Origin of the sequence: Streptomyces sp. NPDC048560, assembly GCF_040650955.1 — a bacterium.
GTDB lineage: Bacteria > Actinomycetota > Actinomycetes > Streptomycetales > Streptomycetaceae > Streptomyces.
Map to the genome: position 1 here is coordinate 396,843 of NZ_JBEZIJ010000007.1, position 25,742 is coordinate 422,584.

Annotated in this window: 24 protein-coding genes; 12 read left to right on the forward strand and 12 right to left on the reverse strand. The window is 70.2% G+C overall.

The annotated features are described in order from the left end of the window. Positions 1-5: 5 nt before the first annotated feature. Positions 6-1,199: a dipeptidase gene (locus AB0C82_RS21015; RefSeq protein WP_362844080.1), complete on the forward strand. Its 1,194-nt coding sequence runs from the start codon at positions 6-8 to the stop codon at positions 1,197-1,199. Between the two features lie 69 nt (positions 1,200-1,268). Here the strand turns inward: AB0C82_RS21015 and AB0C82_RS21020 are convergent, their stop codons facing one another. Next, complete coding sequence (locus tag AB0C82_RS21020) at positions 1,269-2,612, reverse strand: UDP-glucose/GDP-mannose dehydrogenase family protein (RefSeq protein WP_362844083.1); 1,344 nt, start codon at positions 2,610-2,612, stop codon at positions 1,269-1,271. A 230-nt stretch (positions 2,613-2,842) separates the two neighbouring features. On the opposite strand from AB0C82_RS21020, the gene AB0C82_RS21025 reads away from it, so the two are divergent. Then, complete coding sequence (locus AB0C82_RS21025) at positions 2,843-4,000, forward strand: acyl-CoA dehydrogenase family protein (RefSeq protein WP_362844248.1); 1,158 nt, start codon at positions 2,843-2,845, stop codon at positions 3,998-4,000. Between the two features lie 167 nt (positions 4,001-4,167). Here AB0C82_RS21025 and AB0C82_RS21030 read toward each other — a convergent pair whose 3' ends face one another. Beyond that, positions 4,168-4,761: a TetR/AcrR family transcriptional regulator gene (locus AB0C82_RS21030; protein ID WP_362844085.1), complete on the reverse strand. Its 594-nt coding sequence runs from the start codon at positions 4,759-4,761 to the stop codon at positions 4,168-4,170. A 167-nt stretch (positions 4,762-4,928) separates the two neighbouring features. Between AB0C82_RS21030 and AB0C82_RS21035 the strand changes: the two genes are divergently transcribed. Further along, positions 4,929-5,906, forward strand: coding sequence for a chlorophyllase (locus AB0C82_RS21035; RefSeq protein ID WP_362844088.1), 978 nt, complete (start codon positions 4,929-4,931; stop codon positions 5,904-5,906). Between the two features lie 86 nt (positions 5,907-5,992). Continuing rightward, positions 5,993-6,475 carry a hypothetical protein gene (locus AB0C82_RS21040; RefSeq protein ID WP_362844090.1) on the forward strand — a complete coding sequence of 161 codons (483 nt, stop codon included), beginning with the start codon at positions 5,993-5,995 and terminating at the stop codon, positions 6,473-6,475. An 80-nt stretch (positions 6,476-6,555) separates the two neighbouring features. Here the strand turns inward: AB0C82_RS21040 and AB0C82_RS21045 are convergent, their stop codons facing one another. The 3 genes from AB0C82_RS21045 to AB0C82_RS21055 all read right to left on the reverse strand — a co-directional run bounded on the left by AB0C82_RS21045 (position 6,556) and on the right by AB0C82_RS21055 (position 9,206). Beyond that, a complete protein-coding gene (locus AB0C82_RS21045) occupies positions 6,556-7,314 on the reverse strand; it encodes a MerR family transcriptional regulator (protein ID WP_362844092.1) in 759 nt (252 codons plus the stop codon). A 169-nt stretch (positions 7,315-7,483) separates the two neighbouring features. Then, positions 7,484-8,473, reverse strand: coding sequence for a hypothetical protein (locus AB0C82_RS21050; RefSeq protein WP_362844095.1), 990 nt, complete (start codon positions 8,471-8,473; stop codon positions 7,484-7,486). Positions 8,474-8,768: 295 nt separating this feature from the next. After that, on the reverse strand, positions 8,769-9,206 hold the full coding sequence (locus AB0C82_RS21055; RefSeq protein ID WP_362844098.1) for an ATP-binding protein: 438 nt from the start codon (positions 9,204-9,206) through the stop codon (positions 8,769-8,771). Positions 9,207-9,369: 163 nt separating this feature from the next. Between AB0C82_RS21055 and AB0C82_RS21060 the strand changes: the two genes are divergently transcribed. Together AB0C82_RS21060 and AB0C82_RS21065 are read left to right on the forward strand one after the other, a co-directional pair. Next, positions 9,370-10,248, forward strand: coding sequence for a helix-turn-helix transcriptional regulator (locus AB0C82_RS21060; protein WP_362844100.1), 879 nt, complete (start codon positions 9,370-9,372; stop codon positions 10,246-10,248). Then, positions 10,245-10,454, forward strand: a complete 210-nt coding sequence (locus AB0C82_RS21065) for a DUF397 domain-containing protein (protein ID WP_362844103.1) — start codon at positions 10,245-10,247, stop codon at positions 10,452-10,454. The genes AB0C82_RS21060 and AB0C82_RS21065 overlap by 4 nt, the downstream gene beginning before the upstream one ends. A 65-nt stretch (positions 10,455-10,519) precedes the next feature. Here the strand turns inward: AB0C82_RS21065 and AB0C82_RS21070 are convergent, their stop codons facing one another. Beyond that, positions 10,520-11,158 (reverse strand): hypothetical protein, encoded by a 639-nt coding sequence (locus AB0C82_RS21070; RefSeq protein WP_362844106.1) that lies wholly within the window; start codon positions 11,156-11,158, stop codon positions 10,520-10,522. 105 nt (positions 11,159-11,263) lie between these two features. Here AB0C82_RS21070 and AB0C82_RS21075 point away from each other — a divergent pair, with 105 nt between their 5' ends. The 3 genes from AB0C82_RS21075 to AB0C82_RS21085 all read left to right on the forward strand — a co-directional run bounded on the left by AB0C82_RS21075 (position 11,264) and on the right by AB0C82_RS21085 (position 12,765). After that, on the forward strand, positions 11,264-11,740 hold the full coding sequence (locus AB0C82_RS21075) for a hypothetical protein (protein ID WP_362844109.1): 477 nt from the start codon (positions 11,264-11,266) through the stop codon (positions 11,738-11,740). A 202-nt stretch (positions 11,741-11,942) separates the two neighbouring features. Then, a complete protein-coding gene (locus AB0C82_RS21080) occupies positions 11,943-12,521 on the forward strand; it encodes an RNA polymerase sigma factor (protein ID WP_362844111.1) in 579 nt (192 codons plus the stop codon). Beyond that, a complete protein-coding gene (locus AB0C82_RS21085) occupies positions 12,493-12,765 on the forward strand; it encodes a hypothetical protein (RefSeq protein WP_362844113.1) in 273 nt (90 codons plus the stop codon). The genes AB0C82_RS21080 and AB0C82_RS21085 overlap by 29 nt, the downstream gene beginning before the upstream one ends. A gap of 74 nt (positions 12,766-12,839) precedes the next feature. Here AB0C82_RS21085 and AB0C82_RS21090 read toward each other — a convergent pair whose 3' ends face one another. After that, positions 12,840-14,111, reverse strand: coding sequence for an LCP family protein (locus tag AB0C82_RS21090; RefSeq protein WP_362844116.1), 1,272 nt, complete (start codon positions 14,109-14,111; stop codon positions 12,840-12,842). A gap of 118 nt (positions 14,112-14,229) precedes the next feature. Between AB0C82_RS21090 and AB0C82_RS21095 the strand changes: the two genes are divergently transcribed. Continuing rightward, positions 14,230-14,778, forward strand: a complete 549-nt coding sequence (locus tag AB0C82_RS21095; protein WP_362844119.1) for an acyl-CoA thioesterase — start codon at positions 14,230-14,232, stop codon at positions 14,776-14,778. Between the two features lie 49 nt (positions 14,779-14,827). On the opposite strand, the gene AB0C82_RS21100 is transcribed toward AB0C82_RS21095, so the two are convergent. Continuing rightward, entirely contained in the window at positions 14,828-16,192 is a 1,365-nt protein-coding gene (locus AB0C82_RS21100) for an LCP family protein (RefSeq protein ID WP_362844251.1), read from the reverse strand. A gap of 316 nt (positions 16,193-16,508) precedes the next feature. Here AB0C82_RS21100 and AB0C82_RS21105 point away from each other — a divergent pair, with 316 nt between their 5' ends. Next, a complete protein-coding gene (locus AB0C82_RS21105; protein WP_362844122.1) occupies positions 16,509-17,531 on the forward strand; it encodes a glycosyltransferase family 2 protein in 1,023 nt (340 codons plus the stop codon). Positions 17,532-17,617: 86 nt separating this feature from the next. On the opposite strand, the gene AB0C82_RS21110 is transcribed toward AB0C82_RS21105, so the two are convergent. The 4 genes from AB0C82_RS21110 to AB0C82_RS21125 all read right to left on the reverse strand — a co-directional run bounded on the left by AB0C82_RS21110 (position 17,618) and on the right by AB0C82_RS21125 (position 24,030). Next, positions 17,618-19,369, reverse strand: a complete 1,752-nt coding sequence (locus AB0C82_RS21110; protein ID WP_362844124.1) for an LCP family protein — start codon at positions 19,367-19,369, stop codon at positions 17,618-17,620. A gap of 45 nt (positions 19,370-19,414) precedes the next feature. Further along, complete coding sequence (locus AB0C82_RS21115; protein WP_362844126.1) at positions 19,415-21,172, reverse strand: LCP family protein; 1,758 nt, start codon at positions 21,170-21,172, stop codon at positions 19,415-19,417. 223 nt (positions 21,173-21,395) lie between these two features. Continuing rightward, a complete protein-coding gene (locus AB0C82_RS21120; protein ID WP_362844129.1) occupies positions 21,396-23,102 on the reverse strand; it encodes an LCP family protein in 1,707 nt (568 codons plus the stop codon). Between the two features lie 175 nt (positions 23,103-23,277). Continuing rightward, positions 23,278-24,030, reverse strand: coding sequence for a TIGR03089 family protein (locus AB0C82_RS21125; protein ID WP_362844132.1), 753 nt, complete (start codon positions 24,028-24,030; stop codon positions 23,278-23,280). Between the two features lie 138 nt (positions 24,031-24,168). On the opposite strand from AB0C82_RS21125, the gene AB0C82_RS21130 reads away from it, so the two are divergent. Next, positions 24,169-25,674, forward strand: coding sequence for an N-acetylmuramoyl-L-alanine amidase (locus tag AB0C82_RS21130; RefSeq protein WP_362844135.1), 1,506 nt, complete (start codon positions 24,169-24,171; stop codon positions 25,672-25,674). Positions 25,675-25,742: the final 68 nt, after the last annotated feature.

Consider the following 25,742-nt stretch of genomic DNA (forward strand, 5'->3'; position numbering starts at 1 on the left):
GGACCGTGGACTACCTGGACCGGGCCCGGGAGCTCCTCGCCGCCCACCCCGTCGTCGACGGCCACAACGACCTGCCGTGGGCCCTGCGCGAACAGGTCGGCTACGACCTGGACGCCCGTGACATCGCCAGGGACCAGACCGGCGCCCTGCACACCGACATCCCGCGGCTGCGGGCCGGCGGCGTCGGCGCGCAGTTCTGGTCGGTGTACGTCCGCAGCGACCTCGCCGGTGACGCCGCCGTCAGCGCCACCCTCGAACAGATCGACGTCGTCGCCGAGCTGCTGGCCCGCTACCCCGCGGACCTGCGGCGGGCGCTGACCGCGGACGACATGGAGATCGCCCGCGCCGAGGGCCGTATCGCCTCGTTGATGGGCGCCGAGGGCGGCCACTCCATCAACAACTCGCTGGGCACGCTGCGCGCCCTGCACGCGCTCGGCGTGCGCTACATGACGCTGACGCACAACGACAACATCGACTGGGCGGACTCGGCGACCGACGTCCCGCGCATCGGTGGCCTGTCGGCGTTCGGCCGTGAGGTCGTACGCGAGATGAACCGCATCGGGATGCTGGTCGACCTCTCGCACGTGGCGGCCACGACCATGCGTCAGGCGCTCGCCACCTCGACCGCGCCGGTGATCTTCTCGCACTCCTCCTCCCGTGCGATCTGCGACCACCCGCGCAACATCCCCGACGACGTGCTCGCGCAGCTGCCCGCCAACGGTGGTGTGGCCATGGCGACCTTCGTGCCGAAGTTCGTCCTCCCGGCGGCGGTCGCCTGGACACTGGCCGCCGACCGCAACATGCGCGAGCACGGTCTGCACCACCTGGACACCACGTCGGCGGCCATGCGCGTCCACGCCGACTTCGAGGCGGCCTACCCGCGCCCCGAGGCCACCGTGGCCACGATCGCCGACCACCTCGACCACATGCGCGAGGTGGCCGGGATCAACCACATCGGCATCGGCGGTGACTTCGACGGCACGGCCTTCCTCCCGGAGGGCCTGCGGGACGTCGCCGGCTACCCGAACCTGATCGCGGAGCTCCTCAGCCGCGGCTGGTCCGACGCCGACCTCGCCAAGCTGACCTGGCGCAACGCCGTGCGGGTGCTGCGCGATGCGGAAGCCGTCGCCCGCGACCTCAGCGCCCGTTACGGCCCCTCCCACGCCACGATCGGCGAAGTGGACGGGCACGCGATCTGAGACGTCCGCTTCACGGGCCCGGCGTGTCCGGGCCCGTGAAGCGGACGCGACTGTCCTCGTGCCGCGGCTCTACGCCTTCGGGCGTCCCATGGCCCGGTACGTCCAGCCCGCCTCACGCCACACCGTGGGGTCAAGGGCGTTGCGCCCATCCAGAATGATCTTCCGCGTCGCCACCCCGCCCAGCTCCGCCGGGTCGAGCTCACGGAACTCGCGCCACTCCGTCAGGTGCAGCACCACGTCCGCGCCGCGCACCGCTTCGAGCGCCGAGTCCGCGTACGCGAGCGTGGGGAAGAGCCGCCGCGCGTTGTCCATGCCCTTCGGGTCGTACACCGTGACCTGACCACCCTGGAGGTGGATCTGCCCGGCCACGTTCAGCGCCGGCGAATCCCGTACGTCGTCCGAGTCCGGCTTGAACGTCGCACCGAGCACGGCCACCCGCTGCCCGAGGAACGAACCGCCGCCCACGGCCTCCAGCGCCAGCTCGACCATGTGCCCGCGGCGCCGCATGTTGATCGAGTCGACCTCGCGCAGGAACGTCAGCGCCTGGTCCGCTCCCAGTTCGCCCGCGCGCGCCATGAACGCCCGGATGTCCTTGGGCAGGCAGCCACCGCCGAACCCGATGCCCGCGCGCAGGAACTTCTTCCCGATGCGGTCGTCGTGACCGATCGCCTCGGCCAGCTTCACCACGTCACCGTCGGCCGCCTCGCAGACCTCGGCCATGGCGTTGATGAAGGAGATCTTGGTCGCGAGGAACGAGTTCGCGGACGTTTTGACCAGCTCGGCGGTCGGGTAGTCCGTCACCACGAACGGCGACCCTTCACCGACCGGCCCCGCGTACACCTCGCGCAGCAGCTTCTCGGCCCGCTCGCTCCGCACCCCGACGACGATCCGGTCCGGGTGCAGGGTGTCCTGCACGGCGAAGCCCTCCCGCAGGAACTCCGGGTTCCAGGCCAGTTCGGCGTCGGCCCCGACCGGCGCCAGTTCCGCGAGCCGCTCCGCGAGCCGTGCGGCGGAGCCCACCGGGACGGTGGACTTCCCGACGACGAGGGCCGAGCGGGTCAGCTGCGGTGCGAGCGACTCGAAGGCGCTGTCCACGTAGCTCATGTCGCAGGCGTACTCGCCGTGCTTCTGCGGGGTGTTCACGCAGACGAAGTGGACGTCGCCGAAGGCCCCCACCTCCTCCCAGGAGGTGGTGAACCGCAGCCGCCCGGTCGAACCCTCGATCCCCGCGACGTGCTTCCGCAGCATCTCCTCGAGCCCCGGCTCGTACATCGGCACCTTGCCGGCCGAGAGCATCTCGATCTTCTCCGGCACGACGTCGAGCCCCAGGACGTCGAAGCCCAGCTCCGCCATGGCCGCGGCGTGGGTGGCGCCGAGGTAGCCGGTGCCGATCACAGTGATCTTGAGGGCCATCGAGTGCTCCAGGGAGATACGGACGGGCGTGCGGAGCCGAGCATAGTCGGGCCCTGGAACCCGTCTTTTCCCCCACCCGCCCGCTGCCCGCGCCGTCCCCTTCCCCTACATGCCCTGTTTGCCCCACCCCTGTCATCAAGCTCACGCGCCGTCCGCGTATGCCATTACGCGCCCGGCCCACTAAAATTGGGTTACTTAACGGTAGTTAGCACATTTGGGGAGTGAGAGTCTTGGCGGGTTCGACCGATTTCGACCTGTACCGTCCGGCGGAGGAGCACGACATGCTCCGCGAGACGCTCCGCTCGCTCGCCGAAGCGAAGATCGCCCCGTTCGCGGCAGCGGTCGATGAGGAGGCCCGCTTCCCGCAGGAGGCCCTCGACGCGCTCGTCGCATCCGACCTGCACGCCGTCCACGTGCCCGAGGAGTACGGCGGCGCCGGCGCCGACGCGCTCGCCACGGTCATCGTCATCGAGGAAGTGGCGCGCGCCTGCTGCTCCTCCTCCCTCATCCCGGCCGTGAACAAGCTGGGCTCGCTCCCCGTGATCCTCTCCGGCTCCGAGGACCTGAAGAAGAAGTACCTGGGCCCGCTCGCCAAGGGCGACGCGATGTTCTCGTACGCCCTCTCCGAGCCGGACGCCGGTTCGGACGCGGCGGGCATGAAGACCAAGGCCGTCCGTGACGGTGACTTCTGGGTCCTCAACGGCGTGAAGCGCTGGATCACCAACGCGGGCGTCTCCGAGTACTACACGGTCATGGCCGTCACCGACCCGACGAAGCGCTCGAAGGGCATCTCGGCGTTCGTCGTCGAGAAGTCGGACGAGGGTGTCTCCTTCGGTGCCCCGGAGCGCAAGCTCGGCATCAAGGGTTCCCCGACCCGCGAGGTCTACCTCGACAACGTCCGCATCCCCGCCGACCGCATGATCGGCGAGGAGGGTACGGGCTTCGCCACGGCGATGAAGACCCTGGACCACACGCGCATCACGATCGCGGCCCAGGCGCTCGGCGTCGCGCAGGGCGCCCTCGACTACGCCAAGGGCTACGTCCAGGAGCGCAAGCAGTTCGGCAAGCCGATCGCGGAGTTCCAGGGCGTGCAGTTCATGCTCGCGGACATGGCCATGAAGATCGAGGCCGCCCGCCAGCTGACGTACGCGGCCGCTGCCAAGTCGGAGCGCGGCGACAGCGACCTCACGTTCGCCGGTGCCGCCGCCAAGTGCTTCGCCTCCGACGTCGCGATGGAGGTCACGACGGACGCGGTCCAGCTGCTCGGCGGCTACGGCTACACGCGTGACTACCCGGTGGAGCGCATGATGCGCGACGCGAAGATCACGCAGATCTACGAGGGCACGAACCAGGTCCAGCGCATCGTCATGGCGCGCAACCTGCCGTAACCCGGCTTCACGGACCAGCGACGGCCCCCGGCTTCCGAGCCGGGGGCCGTTCTGTGTGCCCTGCGTGCCGTCGGACGCAACGAAGAATCCGCAACGGCGGCGAAGGGTGGCCGCCAGGCCGCGCGAAGGTCACGGCGAGGGCCGGTCGAGCCGTCGCCCCGTCGCCCTCAGGGCGTCTGCGGTTGCTGAAGTCCCCGGAGGAGGAGGGCGATCAGGCGTCGCGGGTCGTAGCGGGCGTCGTCGTCGCGCCCGACACAGAGGTTGCCGATGCCGCGCATCAGCTCGTAGGGCTCCGTGCCGGGCCTGATCTCACCCGCGTCGAGCGCAGCGTCGAGCAGGTGGGCGCAGACGGGCAGCAGGCGGTCCAGGAAGTAGGAGTGCAGCGCGGCGAAGCGGTCGCTGTCGGACTGCAGGGCGTCGGCGAGTCCGTGCTTGGTGACCAGGAAGTCGACGAAGAGGTCGATCCACCGGCGCAGCGCGTCGAACGGCGAGTCGGCTCCGGCCAGCAGCTTCGGCCCCGCCTCGGCGCATGCCTCGATCTGGTGGCGGTAGACGGCGGTGACGAGATCCGCCCGCGTCGGGAAGTGGCGGTAGATCGTGGCCATCCCGACGCCTGCCCGGGCCGCGATCTGGCGGATGGGCGCGTCGACGCCGGAGGTGACGAAGACCTCGGCTGCCGCGGTGAGCACCGTCTGCCGGTTGCGCTGGGCGTCGGCCCGCTTGCTTCGGGACGGCACCTCCCCTGCGGGGATTTCGGTCATCACGTTCTCCTTCGGCACCGCTTGACAAAACGGAGCGCTGATCCGGATGTTAGACGGAGCAGTGTTCCGTTTCAGGATATCCGAAGCGGGGCGCTCCTGATCGGCTTGCCCGTCCCCGGTCACAGGGAGGCCGGGGGCGGCGGGCACCACGAAAGGGAACCCACATCGTGAGCACCTCCACCTCCACTTCCACCTCCACCGGCGGCGACGCCTTGGGCTCGCCCGTCCCGGTCCTCTCCTTCGGCCCCGTGGTCCTGCCGGTGTCCGGCCGTCCCGTGGACCTCCAGGTGCGCGTGTCCGCGCCCGCGACCGGAACCGGCCTTCCCGTCATCCTCCTCTCCCACGGCCACGGCCCCTCGAACAACCTCTCCTCGCTCAACGGCTATGCGCCGCTCGCCGACTTCTGGGCCGCACACGGATTCGTCGTCGTCCAGCCCACCCACCTCACCTCCAGGACACTGAGCCACCTGGTCGCGGACGCGCCGGGCGCACCCGACTTCTGGCGCTCCCGCGCCGAGGACATGACGCACATCCTCGACCGGCTCGACGTGATCGAGCACGCCGTGCCGCGGCTCGCCGGACGGATCGACCACACCAAGGTCGCCCTCGCCGGACACTCGCTCGGCGGCTTCACCGCCGGCCTCCTGCTGGGTGCCGGACTCACCGACCCCGACACCGGGAACCTGGTGCACCTCGTCGAGCCGCGGATCAGGGCAGGTGTGCTGCTGGCCCCGCCCGGCAACGGAGGCGAAGCCTTCAACGGGCCCATGGCCAAGCAGTGGCCGGTCATCGGGGCCGTCGATTTCTCCAGCATGACCGCCCCCGCGCTGGTCGTCGTCGGCGACAAGGACGACCCCCGGCATTTCACCGACCGGGGGCCGGACTGGCACGCCGACCCCTACACCCTCGCCCCCGGCCCCAAGACCCTGCTCACCCTGTTCGACGCGGAGCACGGACTCGGGGGGATCGCCGGATACGACGCCGCCGAGACGACCGACGAGAGCCCCGAGCGAGTCGCAGCCCTCGCCCGCCTCACCGCGGCCTACCTCCATACCCAGCTCCACCCGGGCGCTCCCACGTGGGAAACCGCCCGCGAGGCACTGACGACCGGTCCCGACCCGGTAGGGCGAGTCGAGTCCAAGTAGCCCTGGGGCCAGCTGCCCGGACGCCCGCACTGTTCGAACCGCAGCCGACCGCGGGCACCGTCGCTGCCTGGCGGAGGATGGTGCCCATGCGCGCTCTCTCCGACGGCCCCGAGCCCCGTCGAGTCCTGCCGGGCGAGTACCCGCTGTGGGACCGGGCTCTCGCTCTCCTCAACCGGGACCTGGCGGTGACCCTTCCCGGGCGGGAACCCCTGCGGCTGTTGGCTCTTCCGTCCGACGACGCGGACGAGCCGGAGAACGTCTACGTCGCCCTCGCCAACGGCGAGTGGCACGGCAACTGCCTGTATCCGGACTCGGCGGACGACCCTGCCCGGGTTCGCGGACCTCTGAGCCACTCCCCCCCGGCCTGTCTTCCGGATCAAGTCGTCGGGCGGCGGCGGGCGCGGAGCAAGCGGACGCCCTTCACGGCGTACACAACGGCCGTGAGCGCGAAGCCGGCGAGCACCAGATCCAGGATTCCGTCACCAGCGATCGTTCCGCTCGTTGGGAGGCACTCATTCGGCCGGGGCTCGATGGTGACGATGACGGGCAGCACCTCGCTCGGCAACTGATAGGCCGGGCGAGGTGAACCCGTTGGTGCGACGAACCGGCTGCTTTCCGGGCTGGTCTCCTGGGACAGCCCGGAAAGCAGTCAGCTGAGCCGGGTGGTGGCGTACGCCTCGATGGCGTCGCGCTGGTAGGCGGCCAGGCCCGGTGCGATCGCCTCGTACGCGGCGCGCCAGGCGCTGTTGTCCACGCAGGAGCGCCCGATGGCGCGGTACTCCTCGGCGGAGACGGGCCGCAGTTCGGTCATGGCCTGGTACTGGGCGTCGATCTGGGCCTGCACGGGCGCGGCGTCGGCCGGGTGGCCGGCGGCCATCAGGTCGGCCAGCAGGATCATCTGTGTCGTGCGCTCGCGCTGTCCGGCCTCGATGTCCTGCGGGGTCATCGCGGCGACCGTGCGGGCGACTTCCTCGGCGTGCTCGGGGAAGTCGCGCAGGCTCTCCTGGTACTGAAAGGGCTGGATGCCCTCGAACAGGTTCTCCGGTCGGTTGATGGTCATGGGATTGCCGTCCTTCCTGGACTGTTCCAGTTCGGCGATCGTGCGGGAGACGGTGCCGGCCAGGGCGTCGAGGCGGTCCCGCTCGGCGAGCAGCCGCCGGTGGTGGCCGCGCAGGGCGTCCACCTCGTCGACCTGCTCGGTCAGGATCCGGCCGACCTCGGGAAGCCCCACGCCCAAGGCCCGCAGTACGAGAATCTGCTGCAGCCGCAGCAGCTGGTGCTCCTCGTAGTAGCGGTGGCCGTTCGCCCCGATCCGGGCGGGCGGCAGCAGGCCGACCTCGTCGTAGTGCCGCAGGGTCCGGGCGGTCACACCCGACATCCGAGCGACTTCCGCGATAGGCCAGTCCATCGCCCTCTCCCTCACGATCGCGTCACCGGGCCGGTTTCTCCGGCCCTGTTAAGGACGGTAGAAGCTGCCGCAGCGGCAACCGCAAGCCCGCACCCTCACGATCTGGATGGCCGCCCGCGACTGTTCCCGACAGCCCACCCAGCACACCAGTAACTTCCAAAACACGGCCTCAGGCGGCTTCCCGAAGGTCGCCCCGGCAGTCGCGGCAGTGTCCGGCTTCCGTGGAGCGGAAGGCGCGGTCGCAGCCCTCGCAGTTCTGGAGGGGGACGGTGCGGCGCACCGGGGTGAGGACGGACGCGCCGGGGAGCGGGGGCGGCAGCAGGGCCGTGAGGCGGTGCTTCAGGAGCTTCGCCGGGTGCTTCAGCGGGACCGGCAGATCGGCGGTGAGGGTGCGTCGGACCGCGTCCGGGTGGGCATCGCGCTCCAGCCACGTCGCCACGGCCAGCAGCTCGATGTCGCCTGCCGACAGGACCAGTTGGGGAGCCTCGCGCCGGAGGTCGGCGAGCAGCGCGGCGGCGGCGCTCCGCAGCTGCGGGGTGAGCGCGCTCGGCCGGGGGAGCGGGGGCGGCGGGGGCTTCGGCGCGGTGGGAGCCGGTACGAGGACGGGAGCCGGGGTGTGTACGGAGGCCGGGGCGTGTACGGGAGTCGGTGTGTGTACGGCTGCGGACGTCGGCGGTGGCGGCGGTGGGGGAGCGGGAGCGGGTGCGGGTGGCGGAGGTGCCACCGCAGGTGCCAAGGCGGCCACGGCCGCCCGTACCGCCGCAGTCGCCCGCTGCACCGGTGCCTGTTCCCGGGCACCGGGCTGGTTGTAGGACACCGTACGGGTGACGATGCGGCCGCTCGCCAGGCGGCTACGGGTGCGTTGCAGGTAGCCGTGCTTCTCCAGCTCCCGCAGGGCGGACGCGATCCGGGTCTCGCTCTCCGGGAAGCGGGCGGCGAGGATCTTGATGCCGATCCGGGCCCCGCTCGGGAGCGACTGGATGTGCACGGACAGCCCGATGGCGACGAGCGACAGGTCGCCGTGCTGGGCCAGGTGGTTGCCGACGATCGTGAACAGCCGGGTGTGCGGGATCACGACGTGGATCACGCCGGACGGGCCGGAGGGCCCGGGAACCTCCGCCAGGGCGGGCGGGAGCGCGTTAATCTGCTGGGTAGCCATCAGGAAGGTGCTTCTTCCTCGTTGGTCAGGCCCTCGATCGGGATTGTGAGTCCCGGTCGGGGGCCGACGCATGTTTGCGGTTGCGAGCGTGAGCATATGCCCACCAACCCGTCCCAAATCCAGCTGAGTTGGCAAACCTCACCCGTGTGGGTGACTGGCCCACCGGGGGACGAGGGGTGGGTTTGGTTGGGTCATTTCCCTGGTTCTTTAAGTCTTCTATGTCGCGGATCGCCGGGTCGCGGATCGCCGGGTCGCGGCTCACCGGGTCGTGGATTCCCGCGACCCGGTGGAGCGGTCACCGTACGAAGGAGATCTCCGCCCAGACCGTCTTGCGGGGCACGGGTCCCGGAGTGACGCCCCAGTGGTCGGCGAGGGCGTCGACGATGAGCAGCCCGCGCCCGGTCTCCGCGTCATCGGCGGGCGGCTTGACGGCGCCGGGGCCGGGCGGCACGCACTCACCCCGCGTGTCGGAGACCTCGATCCGCAGCAACGAGTCGTTCCGGACGGTGAGTTCCAGACGGAAGTCCCGCCCCGGCACGCGCCCGTGCACCGTGGCGTTCGTGGCCAGCTCGGCGACGATGTGGGCGGCCGACCCGGTGGGCAGCCCCCAGAGGTCGAGATGCGCCACGGTGAGCAGCCGGGCGAGGCGGGCGCCCCGGCGGGTGGGGGACAGCAGGACGGTGAACGCCCGTGTGGCGAGGGGTCGTTGAGAAAGCGCGATTTCAGGATTCACGTCACTCAGCGTGGCCGCGCCTGCGTACCGTGAACAGTGACGGGGTGGTTGCGTACGGTAACTGTCCCGGGCTTGTCCAGCGCTGTCCCGGCTGTCCGGAGTGACGTGCGGGGAACAGAGGCGGTTGAGAACGTACGGCACGTGGGTCGGAAGTGGGGCACGCATGAACGTGGACGGCGACGGTGCGGAGCACGGCAACAGCGAGGCGGAAGAGCCCGGTTGGGACGTCGACCCCGACGACGAGTCGGGGGTGGCGGTGGTCGCGGCGGTCGGCCGTCAGATCAAGGCCTGGCGCGAGGCGGCGGGCCTGCGGGCGGGCGAGTTCGGGGCGGCCATCGGCTACGGCGAGGACCTGGTCTACAAGGTGGAGGGCGGCCGGCGCATCCCTCGCCCGGAGTTCCTGGACAGGGCGGACGAGGTCCTGGGCGCGGGGGGAAAGCTGTCCGCGATGAAGAAGGACATCGCGGAGGTCCGTTACCCGAAGAAGGTCCGCGACCTGGCGAAGCTGGAGGCCAAGGCGGTGGAGCTGGAGGCGTACGGCAGCCGGACCCCGCACGGGTTGTTGCAGACGAAGGAGTACGCGCAAGCGCTGTTCGAAATGCGGCGGCCCGCTTACACGCAGGATGAGGTCGAGTTGGCGTTGGCCGCTCGCATGGCCCGTCAGTCCATTTTGGAACGCTCGCACGCTCCGGCATTGAGCTTCGTCCAGGAAGAAGTAATGCTACGGCGCCCCATCGGAGGGAGAATGGTGCTGCGTGGACAGCTGGAACGTCTCCTGGAGGTAGGGAAGTTGCGGAACGTCGAGATCCAGGTGATGCCGACTGACCGTGAGGACCATGCAGGGGTGGACGGGGACATTCAGCTGCTGAAGTTCGGCGACGGTTCGGCTGTGGGGCGCTCCGACGGTGCGTTCGCCGCACGCCCGGTCTCCGACCCGAAGCAGATCCGGATCCTGGAACTGCGGTATGGCATCATCCGGGCCCAGGCTCTCAGCCCACGGGAGTCGCTGGCCTTTATCGAGCAAGTGCTGGGAGAGACATGATCCGCAATACCTCTGCCGGGGAAGCCTTCGCTCTTGAGTGGTTCAAGAGCAGCTACAGCGACAGCAGTAACGGCAGCGAATGCGTCGAGGTGGCGTCAGCCCCCGGCACGGTCCACGTCCGCGACTCCAAGAACGCACAAGGCCCCCGGCTCGCCTTCGGCCCAGGCGCGTGGGCGGGCTTCGTCCCGTACGCCTCCGGTAACTGATCCCGGGCGGACGCCCGCCGGCCCGCCGGGGTCCGGACGTACGCCGTCCGGACCCTTGCGTCGGGTCAGCGGCGCCGGCCCGTGGCGAAGGCCAGCAGCCAGGCCATCGCCGCCGCGATCACGAGGCCGAGCAGGGAGATCCATTCGGTGTCCCCCTGGCTGCCCCACCAGGCCTTGGCCGGGATGAACGGGTCGGCCTCCATCATGTCGCCGATGGCCGCCATCCCGTTGACGTCCGCGATGATCATCGGTACCGCGTTGGTGTGACCGAAGAAGACGCCGAGCGGGGCGATGATCGCGCCGCTGATCCACGCACCACCGCTGCGGCGCGCCACCAGCCCGATCAGGCTTCCCACGATCGCTCCGTTGAGGAGGGCGTGGGCCATGTACACGGTCAGCGCCGTGTCCTTCGTCTGGTCCTCGTACGTGGCCAGGACGATGACGCTGTAGACCAGCGAGACGACGACCGAGGCGACGAACGCGAGGAAGAACGCGCCGACCGGATGGCCGCGGTTCTCCTGCGGCGCGAACGGCATCGGCTGCGGAGGGTACGGCAGGCCCGGGCCCGTCGGCGGCTGCTGCCAGGACTGCATGGGCGGCTGCCCGGCGTACGGCTGCTGCGGTGCGCCGTATCCGGGCGGCGCCTGGGGCATGGCGGGCGGCTGGTTGTACGGGTTGTACGGCGGCGGCTGTGGCTGGCTCATGGTTCCCCCGAAGAGCGAAGACGGACAGAAGCTGCCCAAGTTACCAACGGGACAGGCAGGTTCGGACCGGCCGGTCGGCGCCCGCTTGGCGTACCTTCCCTGTCCATGACCGACATCGACAAGCTCACCGGCCTGTTCGAGGCGCTGGGTGCCGAAGACGCTCAGGGCTGGGCCGAATCCGAGGCGGAGGAGAACATCCCTCAGCTGGCCCGCTACCGGTTCCTGCGCATGGTCTGGCAGGACATCGACGCATGGAGCACGGCGGCGCCCCACTGGGTGGAGGCCTACCGCTCGCAAGGCCCGGCGGGTGCGGTGGTCGAGCGGGCGCTGGGACTCGGGCTGACGCCCGGTGAGCTGGGGGAGATCGCACGAGAGGTGGCCAGGGAGACCGCGTTCGGCCTGCTCTACGGACTGGCCGATCCCGCCGACGGCGACCTCCCGCCCGAGGTCGAGGTACAACTGCCCCGGTGGCGCCTGGCCGAACTGTCGCCGCAGGGCGAGCCCACGGGACGGATCCTGGGGGCGCTCCACGAGGACCTGGGCGAAGCGGAGCCGCCGGGCCCGGCCGGAGGCGCCGTCTGAGCGCGCGAAGCGTTACGGCTTCCGGGAGACCGGCCGGGCGCGGACCGAATCCTTTCCGCGGGCCCGTGCCTCCTATACATGTGCCGACAGACGTCGGGACGGGATCAGGAGGTCTTCATGCTCGTAGGAATCGCCATCGCCGCCGCGGCCGTGCTCCTCTGCACGTGCGGCTACGTCGTCATGCGCAAGCGGAAGCAAGCCCGTGGCTGACCCGTCCTGGCCCGGTGAACAGCTGATCGTCGCCGCCCAGGGCGGTGACCTCGACTCGATCACCGCGCTGGTGTCGGGGTCGCATCCGAACGTGCGGCGGTTCGCGCGCTCGCTCTGCGCGACTCCCGAGGACGCCGAGGACGCGGCGCAGGAGGCCCTGATCATCCTGTACCGCAAGATCGGGATGCTGCGGGCGTCCGGTGCGCTGGCTTCGTGGATGTTCCGCATCGTCCGCAACGAGTGCCTGCGGCGCGCCCGGACGACGCGGGCCCACGCACCCCTGCCGGACACCGCCGTGAGCTCGGCCGAGGACGTGGTGCTCCAGCGCATCGAGGCGGGCAGGGTGGCGGCGGCCGTCGCCGCTCTGCCGGACGACCAGCGCCGCGTGCTGATCATGCGGGACATCCAGGGCTACAGCGGACGCATGGCCGCCGATGCGCTCGGCCTCAGTACCGCCGCGATGAAATCGCGCCTGCACCGGGCCCGCGCCTCGGTGCAGCGGTCCCTCGGTGCACCATCCGAATCTGCGCCGGGAGGTGTCCATGACGAGAGCCGAAGCCGACGGGCCTGACTTCGCGAGTGCGTCCCTGCCCCGCCATCTGGTCCGGGGGCTGATCGGCTTCGGCGGCCTGATCGGCTCGGTCGCGCTCCTGCCGGCCGCCGGCCCCGTCAGCCTGCTGCTCCTGCCGGTCGGCGCGCTGGCCTTGCGCGGCTGCCCGATGTGCTGGGCGATCGGCCTGGTGCAGACCGTCTCGCGGGGCCGCCTGCGGCGCACCTGCGAGGGCGGCAGCTGCAAGCTGACCGTCGCCGACTGAACGCGTACTGAGGAGCGGGGAAGCGTGAAGGGCCCGGACGGAAGACCGTCCGGGCCCTTCGCTGTCGCGGGTGGTCAGTCGCCCTTGACGGTGACCTTCTCGTCGTCGTTGAGCTGCTGCACCAGCTGCTTGACCTTCTCCTTGTCCCAGACGAGGTTGCCGTTGACGCTGCCCGAGATCGGGATGTTCATCGACGTGCCGTCGCCGCCCGTGACGCCCTTCATGGCGAAGAACATCTGGCTCAGGGACCAGAGCGACATGTCCTTGTCCACGATCAGCGTGTCCAGGCCGGCGCCCATCGTCGGGTACAGCTTGAACGGGTTGAGGATCGTGGACGGCGTCGCCGTCTGGCTCGCCAGCGCCGCGAGGAACTTCTGCTGGTTCTTCGTACGGTCCAGGTCACTGCCCGCGAAGGCGTACCGGGTCCGGACGAAGGCGAGGGACTGCTCGCCGTTCAGCGTCTGCTTCCCGGCCTGGAAGTCGGCGCCCGACTTCTTGTCCTTGAACGCCTTCGGGATGTCGAGCTCCACGCCGCCGATCGCGTCCACGATCTGAGCGAAGCCGCCGAAGCCGATCTCGACGTAGTGGTCGATGTGCAGGCCGGTGTTGAACTCGACGGTTCGCACGAGCAGTTCGGGGCCGTCCTCCGCGTACGCGGCGTTCAGCTTCACCGTACGGCCGGTGCCCTTGTACGACTTGCCGGACTCGGATCCGACGAACGACGGTATTTCGACGTTCGAGTCACGCGGCAGCGAGACCAGCGTCGGGCCGTTGGAGCCGTCGTGCAGGATCATCATCGAGTCGGTCCGCTTGCCCTCCGCGGAACCGGTGTGGAGCTTCTTCTTGTCCTCGGCCGTCATGCCCTCACGGCTGTCGGAACCGACGATCAGGTAGTTCGTGCCGTCGCCCTCGGACGGCCGCTCGATGACCTTCGAGAGGTCCACCTCGCGCTTGAGCTTCGAGTCCGCCCAGAAGTACGTGGAGACCGAGACCGCGAGCACCACGACCACCAGGGTCAGCGAGCCGATCTTGATCCGGCGGCGCCAGTCGGGAGCCGGACGGCCCTGGACGTAACCGCTGTCGCCGTAGTTCCGGCCGTCACCCCCGCCGCCCTGTCCGCCGCCGCTTCCGCCGCCGTAGACCTGACCCGTGTTGTAGCCGCTGTCGTAGCCGGGGCTGTTCGGGTAGCGGTCGTCGTAGCCCTGGCCCTGCGGGGGGACCGGGGGCACCTGCGGCGGCGCGGGACGCCGCTGGATGTGCGGCATGGCGCGCGCGCCCTCCGGCTGGGGGCTTGAGCTTCCCCGGCCGTAGCGGTCGCCGGTCCGTCCTTCGGGCCAATCATTCATGCGCACCAGTGTGCAGGTCGGGCCCACGGCTCTTACAGGGGGTGAGCGAAATCGGTCCAGGGCTGTTGCGAAGCTGATGCATTCTGCGGTACCCAAGCCCGCGCATAAGGTGGAGGGCATGACAGATCAGGCCCAGCGCCCGGCGGACGAGATTCCGGGCAAGCCGACCGCGGCTGCACGGACGACTCTCAGCCACATCATGACCGGCAACGACACGAATCTCCTCGGTACCGTGCACGGCGGCGTGATCATGAAACTGGTCGATGACGCGGCGGGTGCCGTGGCAGGCCGGCACTCCGGCGGGCCCGCCGTGACCGCCTCGATGGACGAGATGGTCTTCCTGGAGCCGGTCAGGGTCGGTGACCTTGTTCACGTCCGCGCCCAGGTCAACTGGACCGGCCGCTCCTCGATGGAGGTCGGCGTCCGGGTCATGGCCGAGCGGTGGAACGAGTCGACCCCCGCCCAGCAGGTCGGCAGCGCCTATCTCGTCTTCGCTGCCGTCGACGCCGACGGCAAGCCGCGGACCGTCCCGCCGGTGATCCCCGAGACCGAGCAGGACAAGCGGCGCTACCAGGAGGCCCAGATCCGCCGTACACACCGGCTGGCCAGGCGTCGCGCGATCAAGGAGCTGCGCGAGAGGCGAGCGGCCGAAGGCATCGAGGACTGAGCTGCGTCGTCGCCGGCTGGCGTCGACGGCGGAGCGCCGTCCCGCCGGCTCAGGGGCAGACCACCTCGTCGCCCGTCCGGGCCCCGAACTCGCCCTGCTGCGGGCTCTCCGCCTTCACGCGCTTCACCGAGCGGTAGTCGGCCCCGGCGGTCACCCTCAGCGTCGCGCCCTGGCCCTTCACCGCCTTCAGCTCGGAACCCGGCAACGCGGTGGCCAGGGACTTGGCTGACCGGTCCCAGCGGGGGTCGTAGGTCACCAGGGTCCGCTTCAGATCGCGCAGGTCACCGTTGAGGGGAGCGCGCGTGGTGTTGAAGCCCGTACCGCGCAGCGCCGCGTCGACGTCCTTGCCGAGCCCGTCCTTCGGGGTGCCGTTGTAGACCTGCACCCGGATCTGCTGCGGCGAGATGTCGACGAGCGTCGCCTTGGGCTGCTTCGGCCCGGCCGGCGCGAGCGGCTTGTCATCGCGCAGGGCCTGGAACAGCTTCTTCGACTTCTTCGCGTCCCACTTCACCGTCGAACCGATGCCCTTGACCGGGAACGAGGGGTTCTCGACCGGCACGGAGGTGAACTCGGACGAGGAAGGGCCGAAGCCGCGCATCGCCTTGCCGAGGGCCAGCATCTGCTTCGTACCGAAGCCCTTGTCGGCGCGGACGGAGCTCAGCATCGACGAGACGACCTGCTGGAACTTCACGGGGTTCATGAGCACGCCGCTGCTGGTGGCCTCCTTGATCAGCGCCGCCATGAACATCTGCTGGCGCTGCATCCGCCCCAGGTCGGCCGCGCCGTCGATGTGCCGGGAGCGGACGTACTGAAGAGCCTGGCCGCCGTTCAGCTCGTGCGTACCGGCCGGGAGGTCGAGACCCGTGTACTTGTCCTTCATCGGCCGGGCCGTGCAGATCTTCACCTTGCCCACGGTGTCGACCGTCTTCATGAAGCTGGTGAAGTCGGCCTCCAGATAGTGGTCGATCTTCACACCGGTCATGCGCTCCACGGTCCGGACGGTGAGGTTCGCCCCACCCTCCGCGTACGCGGCGTTCAGCTTCACCGGGTGGCCTTCGTGGTGCTTTCCGGTCGTCGCGTCCGTATGCGCGGGCATCTCCGCGTAACTGTCGCGGGGCAGGCTCACGACGCTGGCCCGCCCTTTGTCGGCCGAGAGGTGCACCAGCATGATCGTGTCGGTGCAGTGGCAGGGAGCACCGCCGAGCCTGTACTTCTTCCTCTCCGCTGCGGTGATCTTGTCCCGGCCGTCCGTGCCGACGAGCAGGAGATTCAGTCCGTGGCCGCCCTGGGGCCGGTTCTTCATGTCCTTGAAGGCGTCGACGCGGTCGATCCCGGTCTCCAGGCTGCTCACCACCGCGTGACCGATGCCACCGGCGCCGAGCACCAGCACGGAGACGCCCGTGGCCACCCGGATACCCCAGCGGGGCCGCTCGTCCTGCTTGCGGGAGCGTGGCACCGGCCGGGGCGCCGCCGCCTGCGGCTTTCTGCGTCTGTGCTGCGGGGGAGCGGTGCGGGGGTGCGGTGGACGGGGCGGGCGGTGAGGCGTGGGCACGGGGGGACACCTCCGCGGTGCAAGGGGGACTTTCGCACGGTAGGCCCATACGATCTGCATTCCGGGCTGCGACCCGGCGGCGCGCGACCGTGTCCCTCGTTCGCGGTAACGTTGCGCCGCATAGCGCCGCCCTCCGGGGTGCTGACCCCGGCGCCCCCGAGGACCCCCTGAGGACCACATGTCTGCCGCGCAGTACCCCTCCGTTTCCGTGATCATGCCGGTGCTCAATGAGGAACGTCACCTCCGGAACTCGGTCCGCCACATCCTGGAGCAGGAGTACGCCGGCGAGATGGAGGTCGTGATCGCACTCGGCCCCTCGACGGACCGCACCGACGAGATCGCCGCCGAGCTCGTACGGGAGGACCCCCGGGTCCAGACCGTCCCCAACCCCACTGGCCGCACCCCCGCCGCGCTCAACGCGGCGATCAAGGCGTCCCGGCACCCGGTCGTGGTGCGGGTCGACGGCCACGGGATGCTCTCGCCGAACTACATCTCGACCGCCGTCCGCCTCCTGGAGGAGACGGGCGCGCAGAACGTCGGCGGCATCATGCACGCCGAGGGCGAGAACGCCTGGGAGGACGCCGTCGCCGCCGCGATGACCTCGAAGATCGGCGTGGGCAACGCGGCCTTCCACACAGGCGGCGAGGCCGGACCGGCCGAGACCGTCTTCCTCGGGGTGTTCCGCCGCGAGGCCCTGGAGAAGGCCGACGGCTACAACGTGGAGTTCATCCGCGCCCAGGACTGGGAGCTGAACTTCCGCATCCGCGAGGCGGGCGGCCTGATCTGGTTCTCGCCCGAGCTGAAGGTCCAGTACCGCCCCCGCCCCTCGGTGCGGGCGCTCGCGAAGCAGTACAAGGACTACGGCCGCTGGCGTCACGTCGTCGCCCGCTACCACCCCGGCTCGATCAACCTGCGCTACCTGGCCCCGCCGACCGCCGTCTGCGCCATCGCGGCGGGTCTCGTGCTCGGCGCGGCCGTCACGCCGTGGGCCTTCGTCGTCCCCGCCGGATACCTCGCGGCGATCGTCGCCGGATCGCTGCCCGCGGGCAAGGGACTGCCGCTCAAGGCGCGCGCCCAGATCCCCGTGGCGCTGGCCACCATGCACATGTCCTGGGGCTACGGCTTCCTGACGAGCCCGCGCGCGCTGGCGAAGAAGGTCATCGCCTCGCGCCGCCCGGCGGCCGAACAGATGACCGTCTGACACGAGCGGTACGAAGAGGAGGCCACCCGGTGATCCGGGTGGCCTCCTCTCGTAGCGGCGTAGCGGCGTAGCGCGGTCTCAGCGCCTCACGGCGTGCGGTACGGCCAGTAGACGTCCATGCACGCCTCTTCGTTCGCCGCGTTCTCCGCCTCGGTGCCCTCCAGCGGGTCGGTGTCGTCGTCCAGCGCCTTCGGATAGGCGTCGCCCGTCCGCCAGTCCGAACCGACGGTCAGGGTCAGGGAGTCGGTCTCCGAGGACACCTTCACCGCGGAGGCGGGCAGCCCCAGCGCCTTGGTGAGGGAGAGAGCGTCCACCTTGCCCTGCGCGCCCGCGGACTTCGGGTACGTCACCTGGGTGGTCAGCGCCGAGCCGGGTTCCTGCGCCGACTCCGCCTTGGTGAAGCCCTTCGTCCGGAGCAGCTCCTTGATCGCGCCGGCCCGGCCCTGGGTCGCCGCGACGCCGTCCGCGCCGGTGCCGTTGACCACGGTCACGTCGAGGGCGTCGGCGGCGGCCGGATCGGGAGCGTCGGCCGCCTCCTGCTTGGCCTGCTCCTTCTTGAGCTTCTCGGCCTCCGCGTCGCGGCCCTTCTTGTCGAGCGGCCGGTCGTCGCGCAGCAGCGACCACAGCTTGTCCGCGGCACCGGGCTTCGGCAGCACCCGGGCATCGGGGTCCAGCGGGTCCGGGATGCGCGGCATCGTCAGCATGTTCAGCCGGTCCAGCGGCACGTTCTTGAGCTGCATGGCCAGATCGAACAGCTTCTTGACCGTGCCGATCTCCTCGGACACCTGGAGCGACTCGGTGGCCGTCTCCGCGAGGTTCATCAGCCGGCCGGTGTCGGTGAAGGCGTTCTGGCTCTTCAGCTCGCGGATCACCGCGTTCATGTACATGTGCTGGGCCTTGGCCCGCCCGAAGTCGCTCTCGAAGGCGTGGCGGGTGCGGAGCCACTGGAGGGCCTGCTTGCCCTGGATCTTGGTCTTGCCCGCCTTCAGCCGCAGACCGGAACCGCCCGGCACCCTGGGCTTGGGGAGGTCGTAGACGTCGTCGTTCACACAGACCCACGCGCCGCCGATCGCGTCGGCCATGGAGACCACCCCGGCGAAGTCGACCATCATCCAGTGGTCGATGTAGATGCCGGTGATCTTCTCCCAGGTGTCGAGCGTGCAGCCGGCGCCGCCGCGGCCCAGCGACTCGTTGATGAGGGTGTTGGTGGCCGCGAACTCCTCGCCGCTCTTCGGGTCCACGCAGGCGGGGATGTCAACCCGGGTGTCGCGCGGGATGCTGACCACCGAGGCGTTCTTGCGGTCCGCGGACACGTGCAGAAGCATCTGGACGTCGGCGAGCGGCTTGGCGCCCACGGACTTCTTCGAGCCGCCCAGCTTGAGGTTCGCCGCCGAGTTACGGCTGTCCGAACCGATCATCAGGATGTTCAGCGGGGTCTGGCCGGCCGCGTTCGGCTCGGTCTTCTGGGCCCCGCTGTTGCCCGCGCTCCGCTTGCCCTTGCGGAGCTGGCTGTTGAGGTGCTCGTAGTAGACGTAACCGGCGGCGCCGGTGGCGAGTATGAGCAGGGCGAGAACGGACGAGATCCAGCGGAATATCCTGCGTTTTCCACGCTTCGCCGAGCGTCTGGAGCGACGGGCGGGCCCGCCGCGCCGATGCCCGCTCTCCGGCGGGCCCGGGGGCCTGCCGCCATCGCCGCCTCTGCCCCTGCGGCCTCCGCCGGGCGCGGAGCCCCGGCCTTCACCACTCCCGCTCCGGTGGGAGTCGTCGTCCCTGTCGGGTTGACGATCGTGCCGGACGCGCGGTCGCGTCCCCTCCCCAGGCGTACTGCTCCGTCCCACCAGGCCCCCCTGCTCAGACTGTCCGTGTGGCGCGCTGACGCGAGCTCACTTGGCGCACTCCGCCTTGTCGGCGCTCGCCCTCTGTATGTCGTCCGGCGCCTTTGCCGGACCGGTGACGGGCACGCCCGCACCCTTGAAGTCTGCCCCCAGCGTGAGCACCATCGCCTGAAGCCCTTCGGCGTCGGTGGTGCCCTGCTTCATCGCGGTGGCGGGCAGCCCCATCAGCTCGGCGAGCTTGCGGGCCTGGTCCGCCTGGTTCGGCGCGTACTCCAGCGTCGTCCTGCTGATCTTCGCCGGGGCGTTCGCCTTGTTCGTGGATTTGAGTACACCCTGCTCGTTCTGGAGCCAGGTGACGGTGGCGCCCGCCGCGCCCGCGATGCCGCCGCCGTTGAGGACGTCGACGCGTACGTCGGCCGCCTCGGCCCGCGGCCCTTCGAGCAGCGCCGCCTGCTTGTCCTTGGCGGCCTTCTCCTGCTGCTTCTCCTTCTTCTTCACCTCGGTCAGCGATATGTCGTCGCGCATCATCGAGAAGAGCTGCTCGCCCTTCGTCGGGGCCACGACCACGGTGATCGGCTCCGGCTCGGCCGGGTTGTCGATGACGGGCATGGTGACGAAGGTGATGTTCTTGGTGTCGACCTCGCCGAGCACCTTGGCGAGGTCCGTCAGCTTCTTGACCGACCCGATGCCCGAGTCGACCGTGAGTGCCTTGGTCGCCGTGTCCGCGAGCTTGTAGAGCTTCGAGGCGCTGGTGAGCGTGTCGTCCGACTTCATCTGCCGGATCATCGAGCCGAGGAACTGCTGCTGGATCTTGATCCGGTCGAGGTCGCTCTGATTGCCGAAGCTCTTGCGGGTGCGGACGAAGGCAAGAGCCTGCTCGCCCTTGACCGTGGAGACTCCGGCCGGCAGGTCGAGGTGGGAGTCGGGGTCCTTGACCGGCTTGGCCAGGCAGACCTTGACGCCTCCGACCGCGGTCGAGAGCTCCTTGACGGCGTTGAAGTCCACCATCATGAAGTGGTCCACCGATATCCCGGTGATCTCCTTGACCGTACGCATGGTGCAGCCGGGATCACGGCCCTCCTGGCCGAGGCTCACGTTGAAGCGGGCGTTCTCCGTGCCCGGGATGACTTCCGCCGAACCGTCCGGCTTCTTCGTCTCGCAGTCCGGGATGTCCGTCATCAGGTCGCGGGGGATGCTCATCGCCGTCGCGTTGGTGCGGTCCGCGGAAACGTGGAAGAGGATGTTGGTGTCGGCGTGGCCGGTACTGCCCTTGTCGCCGTAACCCTCGTTGCCCTTACCCGTCCGCTTGTCCGTGCCGATGATCAGGATGTTGAGCGGACCGCTCGACGCGACGCTCTTGCTGCCCGCGTCACCCACGTCGATGGTGTCGAGGTTGCCGTTGAACTTCTGGTAAAGCGCGTACGCACCGGTGGAGCCCGCGACGACCACGAAGGCCATCACCCCGCCCGTCCACAGCAGCGCCTTCTTCCTGCGTGACTTCGAAGGCTTGCGCTTACGGCGGCCCACGGGCGCGCCTGCGGTCTCGGGGGCCCGCTGCGCGCGTCCGTTGCGCCCGCGCTGACGCGGTACGCGCGACTCCGTGCGTGATGCGGAGGTCCTGCCGGACCCGTCGCGTGGATCACCGGTGGGGGATCCGCTTCTGCGACCCGGTGCGACGTCGGCGCCGGCTGCCGGACGCGGTCCGGAGTGGTCCAGTCGCAGTTCGTAATCACCGGTGTGCGGGTTGAGTACCCACTGGTCTGCGGGGTCGGTTCCGTCCGTCCGCCCACGGCTTTGCGCATCCACGGTTGCTTGGGTCCTCCGTCGGTGCCACGCGAGGCGCCTCCCCCGAAAAGGCGCTCGGTCTTTCGCTGAAGCAGTGCGCGACCTGTGGGTCGGGTGCACCGGATCGCGTCACACTATCCGGCCACTTAGCCCTTGAGCGACGGTCGTGACACATTGCACGCCCCTTACAACCGGGCATACTTCCCATTCCTCGCCGATTGCGGCCGGTGGCTTGGGAATTGCTTTACTGCTTACACAGGTCGTCCGCAGCATTCGATCCCGAAAAGGTCGGCGCGGGACTCGGGCTGGCAGAGCCCGAATCATCCGGCTTTCCATCGGATGGTTCGCTTTGGGTGGGGTCGATGTCCGGCGATTCGGACGCTTTGATCTCGTCGGCCGGCAGCACCGCGACCGGCGCGTCCTCGCGCAGCTGCTTGAACAGGCGGCCGGCGTCCGGCTCGACGAGTTCGTCCCGGTTGCGATTCGCCTGGTAAGGCTGCCGGGGCACGGTCAGGAACTGCACCTTGTCGGTCGGTACGTTCCGCATTCCGCGAACCAGGTCGTACAGATCCCTGAGCGAGTCGAGCCCGGGGTCGGTGGTCAGCGACTTCGTCGCCGCGTCGAGGACCGGATAGAGGCGCGTGGGGTTGAGCAGGACGCCATTGCTCTGCATCTTGTTCACCAGAGCGCCCAAGAACTTCTGCTGGCGGTCCATTCGTTCGGTATCGCTGCCGTTCCCGATGGATTTACGGGCGCGTACGTATCCGAGCGCGGCCTCGCCGTCGAGTTTCTGCCGCCCCGCCGGAAGTTCCAGATGGGCGTCGTCGTCCTTGACGGGCTCCTTGAGGCAGACCTCGACGCCGTCCACGGCGTCGACCATGTCCTTGAAGCCGTTGAAGTCGACGACCATGTGGTGGTCGATCCGGATGCCCGTCATCCGTTCCACCGTGCGGATCGTGCAGGCCGTGCCGCCGACCTCGAAGGCCCAGTTGAACTGCGCGAACTGCTTCTCGGTGGTCTTCTTGTCGGCCGTGTGGCACGTGGGGATGTCCACCATCAGGTCGCGCGGAATCGATACGGCGGTGGCGCTGCGCCGGTCGGCGGCGAGGTGCAGCAGGATCGTGGTGTCCGAGCGCTGACTGCCGCCGTCGTCGCGTCCGTACTTGCTGTTGTCGCCGGCCCTGCTGTCGGAGCCGATGAGCAGGATGTTCTGGGCGTCCACCGCGATCGGTGTGGGCCGCTCCTTCTCGTACGCCTTGAGCTCGGCGGCGGCGCTCGTGTCGGTCTTGATGTTCCCGTCGAGCTTCTTGTAGAGCCACCAGCCGGCCCCGGCCGCGACCAGGACCACGAAGGAGGCGGCGAGGGCCGTCCACCGGAGCCAGTGGCGCCTGTACCCCGGGATCGGAGCGCCCTTGGGCCGCTCCGCCCAGGTCTGCCCGTCGCCGCTCGGGGAGCCGGGCTCGTCCGGTGCGGCGGGCTCGCTGTCCGGATCCGCCGCCGATGAGGCCGTGTCACCGGCCCCGGGCTCACCGGCGTCAGGCTCACCGGCCCCGGGCTTACCAGTGCCGGTCCCGGCTTCCGCCTCCGCACCGGCCCCGGTTCCGGGCTCCGCTTCCGCGTCGGCGGCGGCTTCGGGTGCTTCCACACCGGCCGCGGTCACGGTTTCGGGCTCTGCTTCCGCACCGGCACCGGCACCGGCACCGGCACCGGCCCCGGCTTCGGGTTCTTCCGCACCCGCCCCGGGCTCTGCTTCCGCGTGAGCTTCGGGCCCGGTGCCTTCGCCCGTCTCCGGCTCGGTACCGCTTCCGGACCCGGGCGCACGCGGTCCGTCCTGCGGGGCCGGCGCCCCGGACTCGTCGTGCGCCCCCGCCTGCGGCTCGTCCTCGGCCTGGCGGCCCGGCTGATCCGGGTCGGCCGGCGTGCCAGCACTGTCCGTCACGTCTGCGTCCATCCTTCACGGTCGGCGGCGCGATGGGCCGCCGGTCGCAGGAGTAGACGGCTGAACCTCACGCTTGGTTGTGCGTCTCGGGAGACTGGTCTGTACCGCCGATCATGTACCGCGGCCGACGCTCAGCCCCGGGGGCTCGGCCCGTCATGGGCCGTACAGGTGACCCTCAGGGCGCTTGTCATACCGCGGTGTTGGTGACGCGCTCGCTCTCGACGCGCTTCGCGAGCCCTTCCTCGTCCAGCTGCCCGAGGTGACGGCACAGCACCACGGAGGCTCCGGCGGCCAGCGGCGCGAAGAGCCCGGCGGCGAGCCCGTCCCATGTGCCGTAGGTATGTCCCGACAGCAACCGCGATCCGGCGGCGAGCCCCAGACCGGCGGCGTCCTCACGGGCGCGGGCGACCAGTTGGGCGCCCGTCAGCTCGACACCGTCCACGACCAGCGCGAGCGCGTCCGGGTCCACGGGAGCGTACGGCGCGAAGCGGTCTCCCTGGCTCGGCACTTCCACCGCGTAGTCCGCGAACCCCTCGGGGGCCTGCGGGAAACGGCCGCCCAGCGGCCGCAGGGCCAGCGCGACCCGTTCACCGCGGCAGGCGCGTGCCCGGTCCAGGGTGTCGGGACCGGTGACGACGAGGTCGGCCGAGGCCGGGTCGCCCTGCACGTCGGCCACGACACCGACGGACGAACAGGCGAGCAGCCAGACCGCGGACTGCCAGTGCGCGGGGAGCAACAGCGCGACCCGGTCGCCCGGTTCCGCCGCCAGGTCGCCCTGGATCAGGTTGGCGGTCTTCGCCACCCAATTGGCGAAGGTGGCCACCGACAGTTCGACGCGCTCTCCGGTGGCGTCGTCGTAGAAAGTGATCAGGGGGCGGGCCGGGTCCGCGGCGAGCGCGGATCGCAGCAGGTCGGCGGGGGTGCGGTCGCTGGGGTTCATCCGCGCAAGGGTACGCGGCCGAGGTGGCCGCGAAGGGTGAGCGGGGCGCCCGAGTACACCGGTTCGGCAGACGAGGTGTCAGAAGCCTCCGTACGTCCCGGTGGCCGGAGTTGTCCCTGTATGCCAAGGATCATGTGTATGCGTGCTCTTCTTGCAACCTCCATCGGCGTAACCTGCGCGGCGGCACTCACCATCCCGCTCGCCGTGCCGTCAGCCGCCGCCCCCGCCATCCGTACGTCCGCGATCCGGGCCGTACCCGCACCGGACCGGGCTCCCGCCGAAGCAGCCACCCCCGCCGAAGCCACCGCTCCCGCCGAAGCAGCCACCCCCGCCGAAGCCACCGCTCCCGCCGAAGCAGCCACTCCCGCCGAAGCAACCGAACCGGCCGAACTGCCGGGCTCGACCCAGTCCCTGCCCCTGTCGCCGCTCACCCCCGCGTCCGACCGGGCCACCGGTGCACCCACCGGCCCGTCCGCCTCCGCGGTGCAGGGACTCCGGCAGCGGGACGTCCGCCCGTTCTCGCTCGTCGGCGTCGTCTGGGACGACGCGGCCACCGAACTCCACGGCACCGTCCAGGTCCGCACCCGCGCCACCGGCACGACCCGCTGGTCCGGCTGGCAGGACGTCGAGACGCACAACGCCGAACACGCCGCGGATCCCGGCACCGCCGAGAGCGAGTCGCGCACGGTACGGGGCGCCACGGCCCCGCTCTGGGTCGGTGAGTCCGACGGGGTCGAGGTCCGCGTACAGCCGGGAGCCACCGACCCGCACGACCGGACGGCCGCCCCGCAGGCACTGCCCGGGGGACTGCGCCTGGAGCTCGTCGACCCGGGCGAGGCCGCGCCACGGCCCCCCACCGGCGGCGCCCCCGGCACCAGCCGCGTCACCGAACCCACGGCAGTCGCGCCGCTCACCGTGCAGTCCGCCGAAGCCGCCGCCGTCAACGCCGACCTCGCCCCCCTGGGTGCCACGGTGATCCCCGCCCTGAGCAAGGCCGAGTCACAGGCGCAGGCCGGCGTCGCCGCAGGCGCCAAGCCGTTCATCGGCCCCCGGCCACGCATCATCACGCGCAAGGGCTGGGGCGCCGACGAGGGACTCCGCGAGCGCCAGTTCGCGTACACCACACGGGTCAAGGCCGCCTTCGTGCACCACTCCGCCACCGGCAACAACTACCGCTGCTCGCAGGCGCCCTCCGTCCTGCGCGGCATCTACCGCTACCACGTCAAGAGCAGCGGCTGGCGCGACTTCGGCTACAACTTCGCCATCGACAAATGCGGAAACATCTACGAGGGTCGTGCGGGAGGCGTGTCCAAGGCCGTGCTGGGAGCGCACACGCTCGGCTTCAACACCAACAGCATGGGCATCGCGGTCCTCGGCACGTTCACCTCGACCAAGCCGTCCGCCGCCTCGGTGAAGGCCGTCTCCAAGCTCACCGCCTGGAAGCTCGGCCTGTTCGGAGCCAACCCCAAGGGCAAGACCACTCTCGTGTCGGGCGGGGGCAACCGCTTCAGGAAGGGAGCGAAGGTCCGCCTCAACGTCATCTCAGGACATCGGGACGGTTTCGCAACCGAATGCCCCGGAGGGCGTCTTTACAAGAAGCTCGGGACGGCCCGGGCCGGCTCGGCCCGCCTGCAGGGCCGCTGACGGAGGCCGATACCCCCGTCTGCATACACTGGCCAGCCGAAACGAGGCCCGGCCCCAGCAGGAAGCAG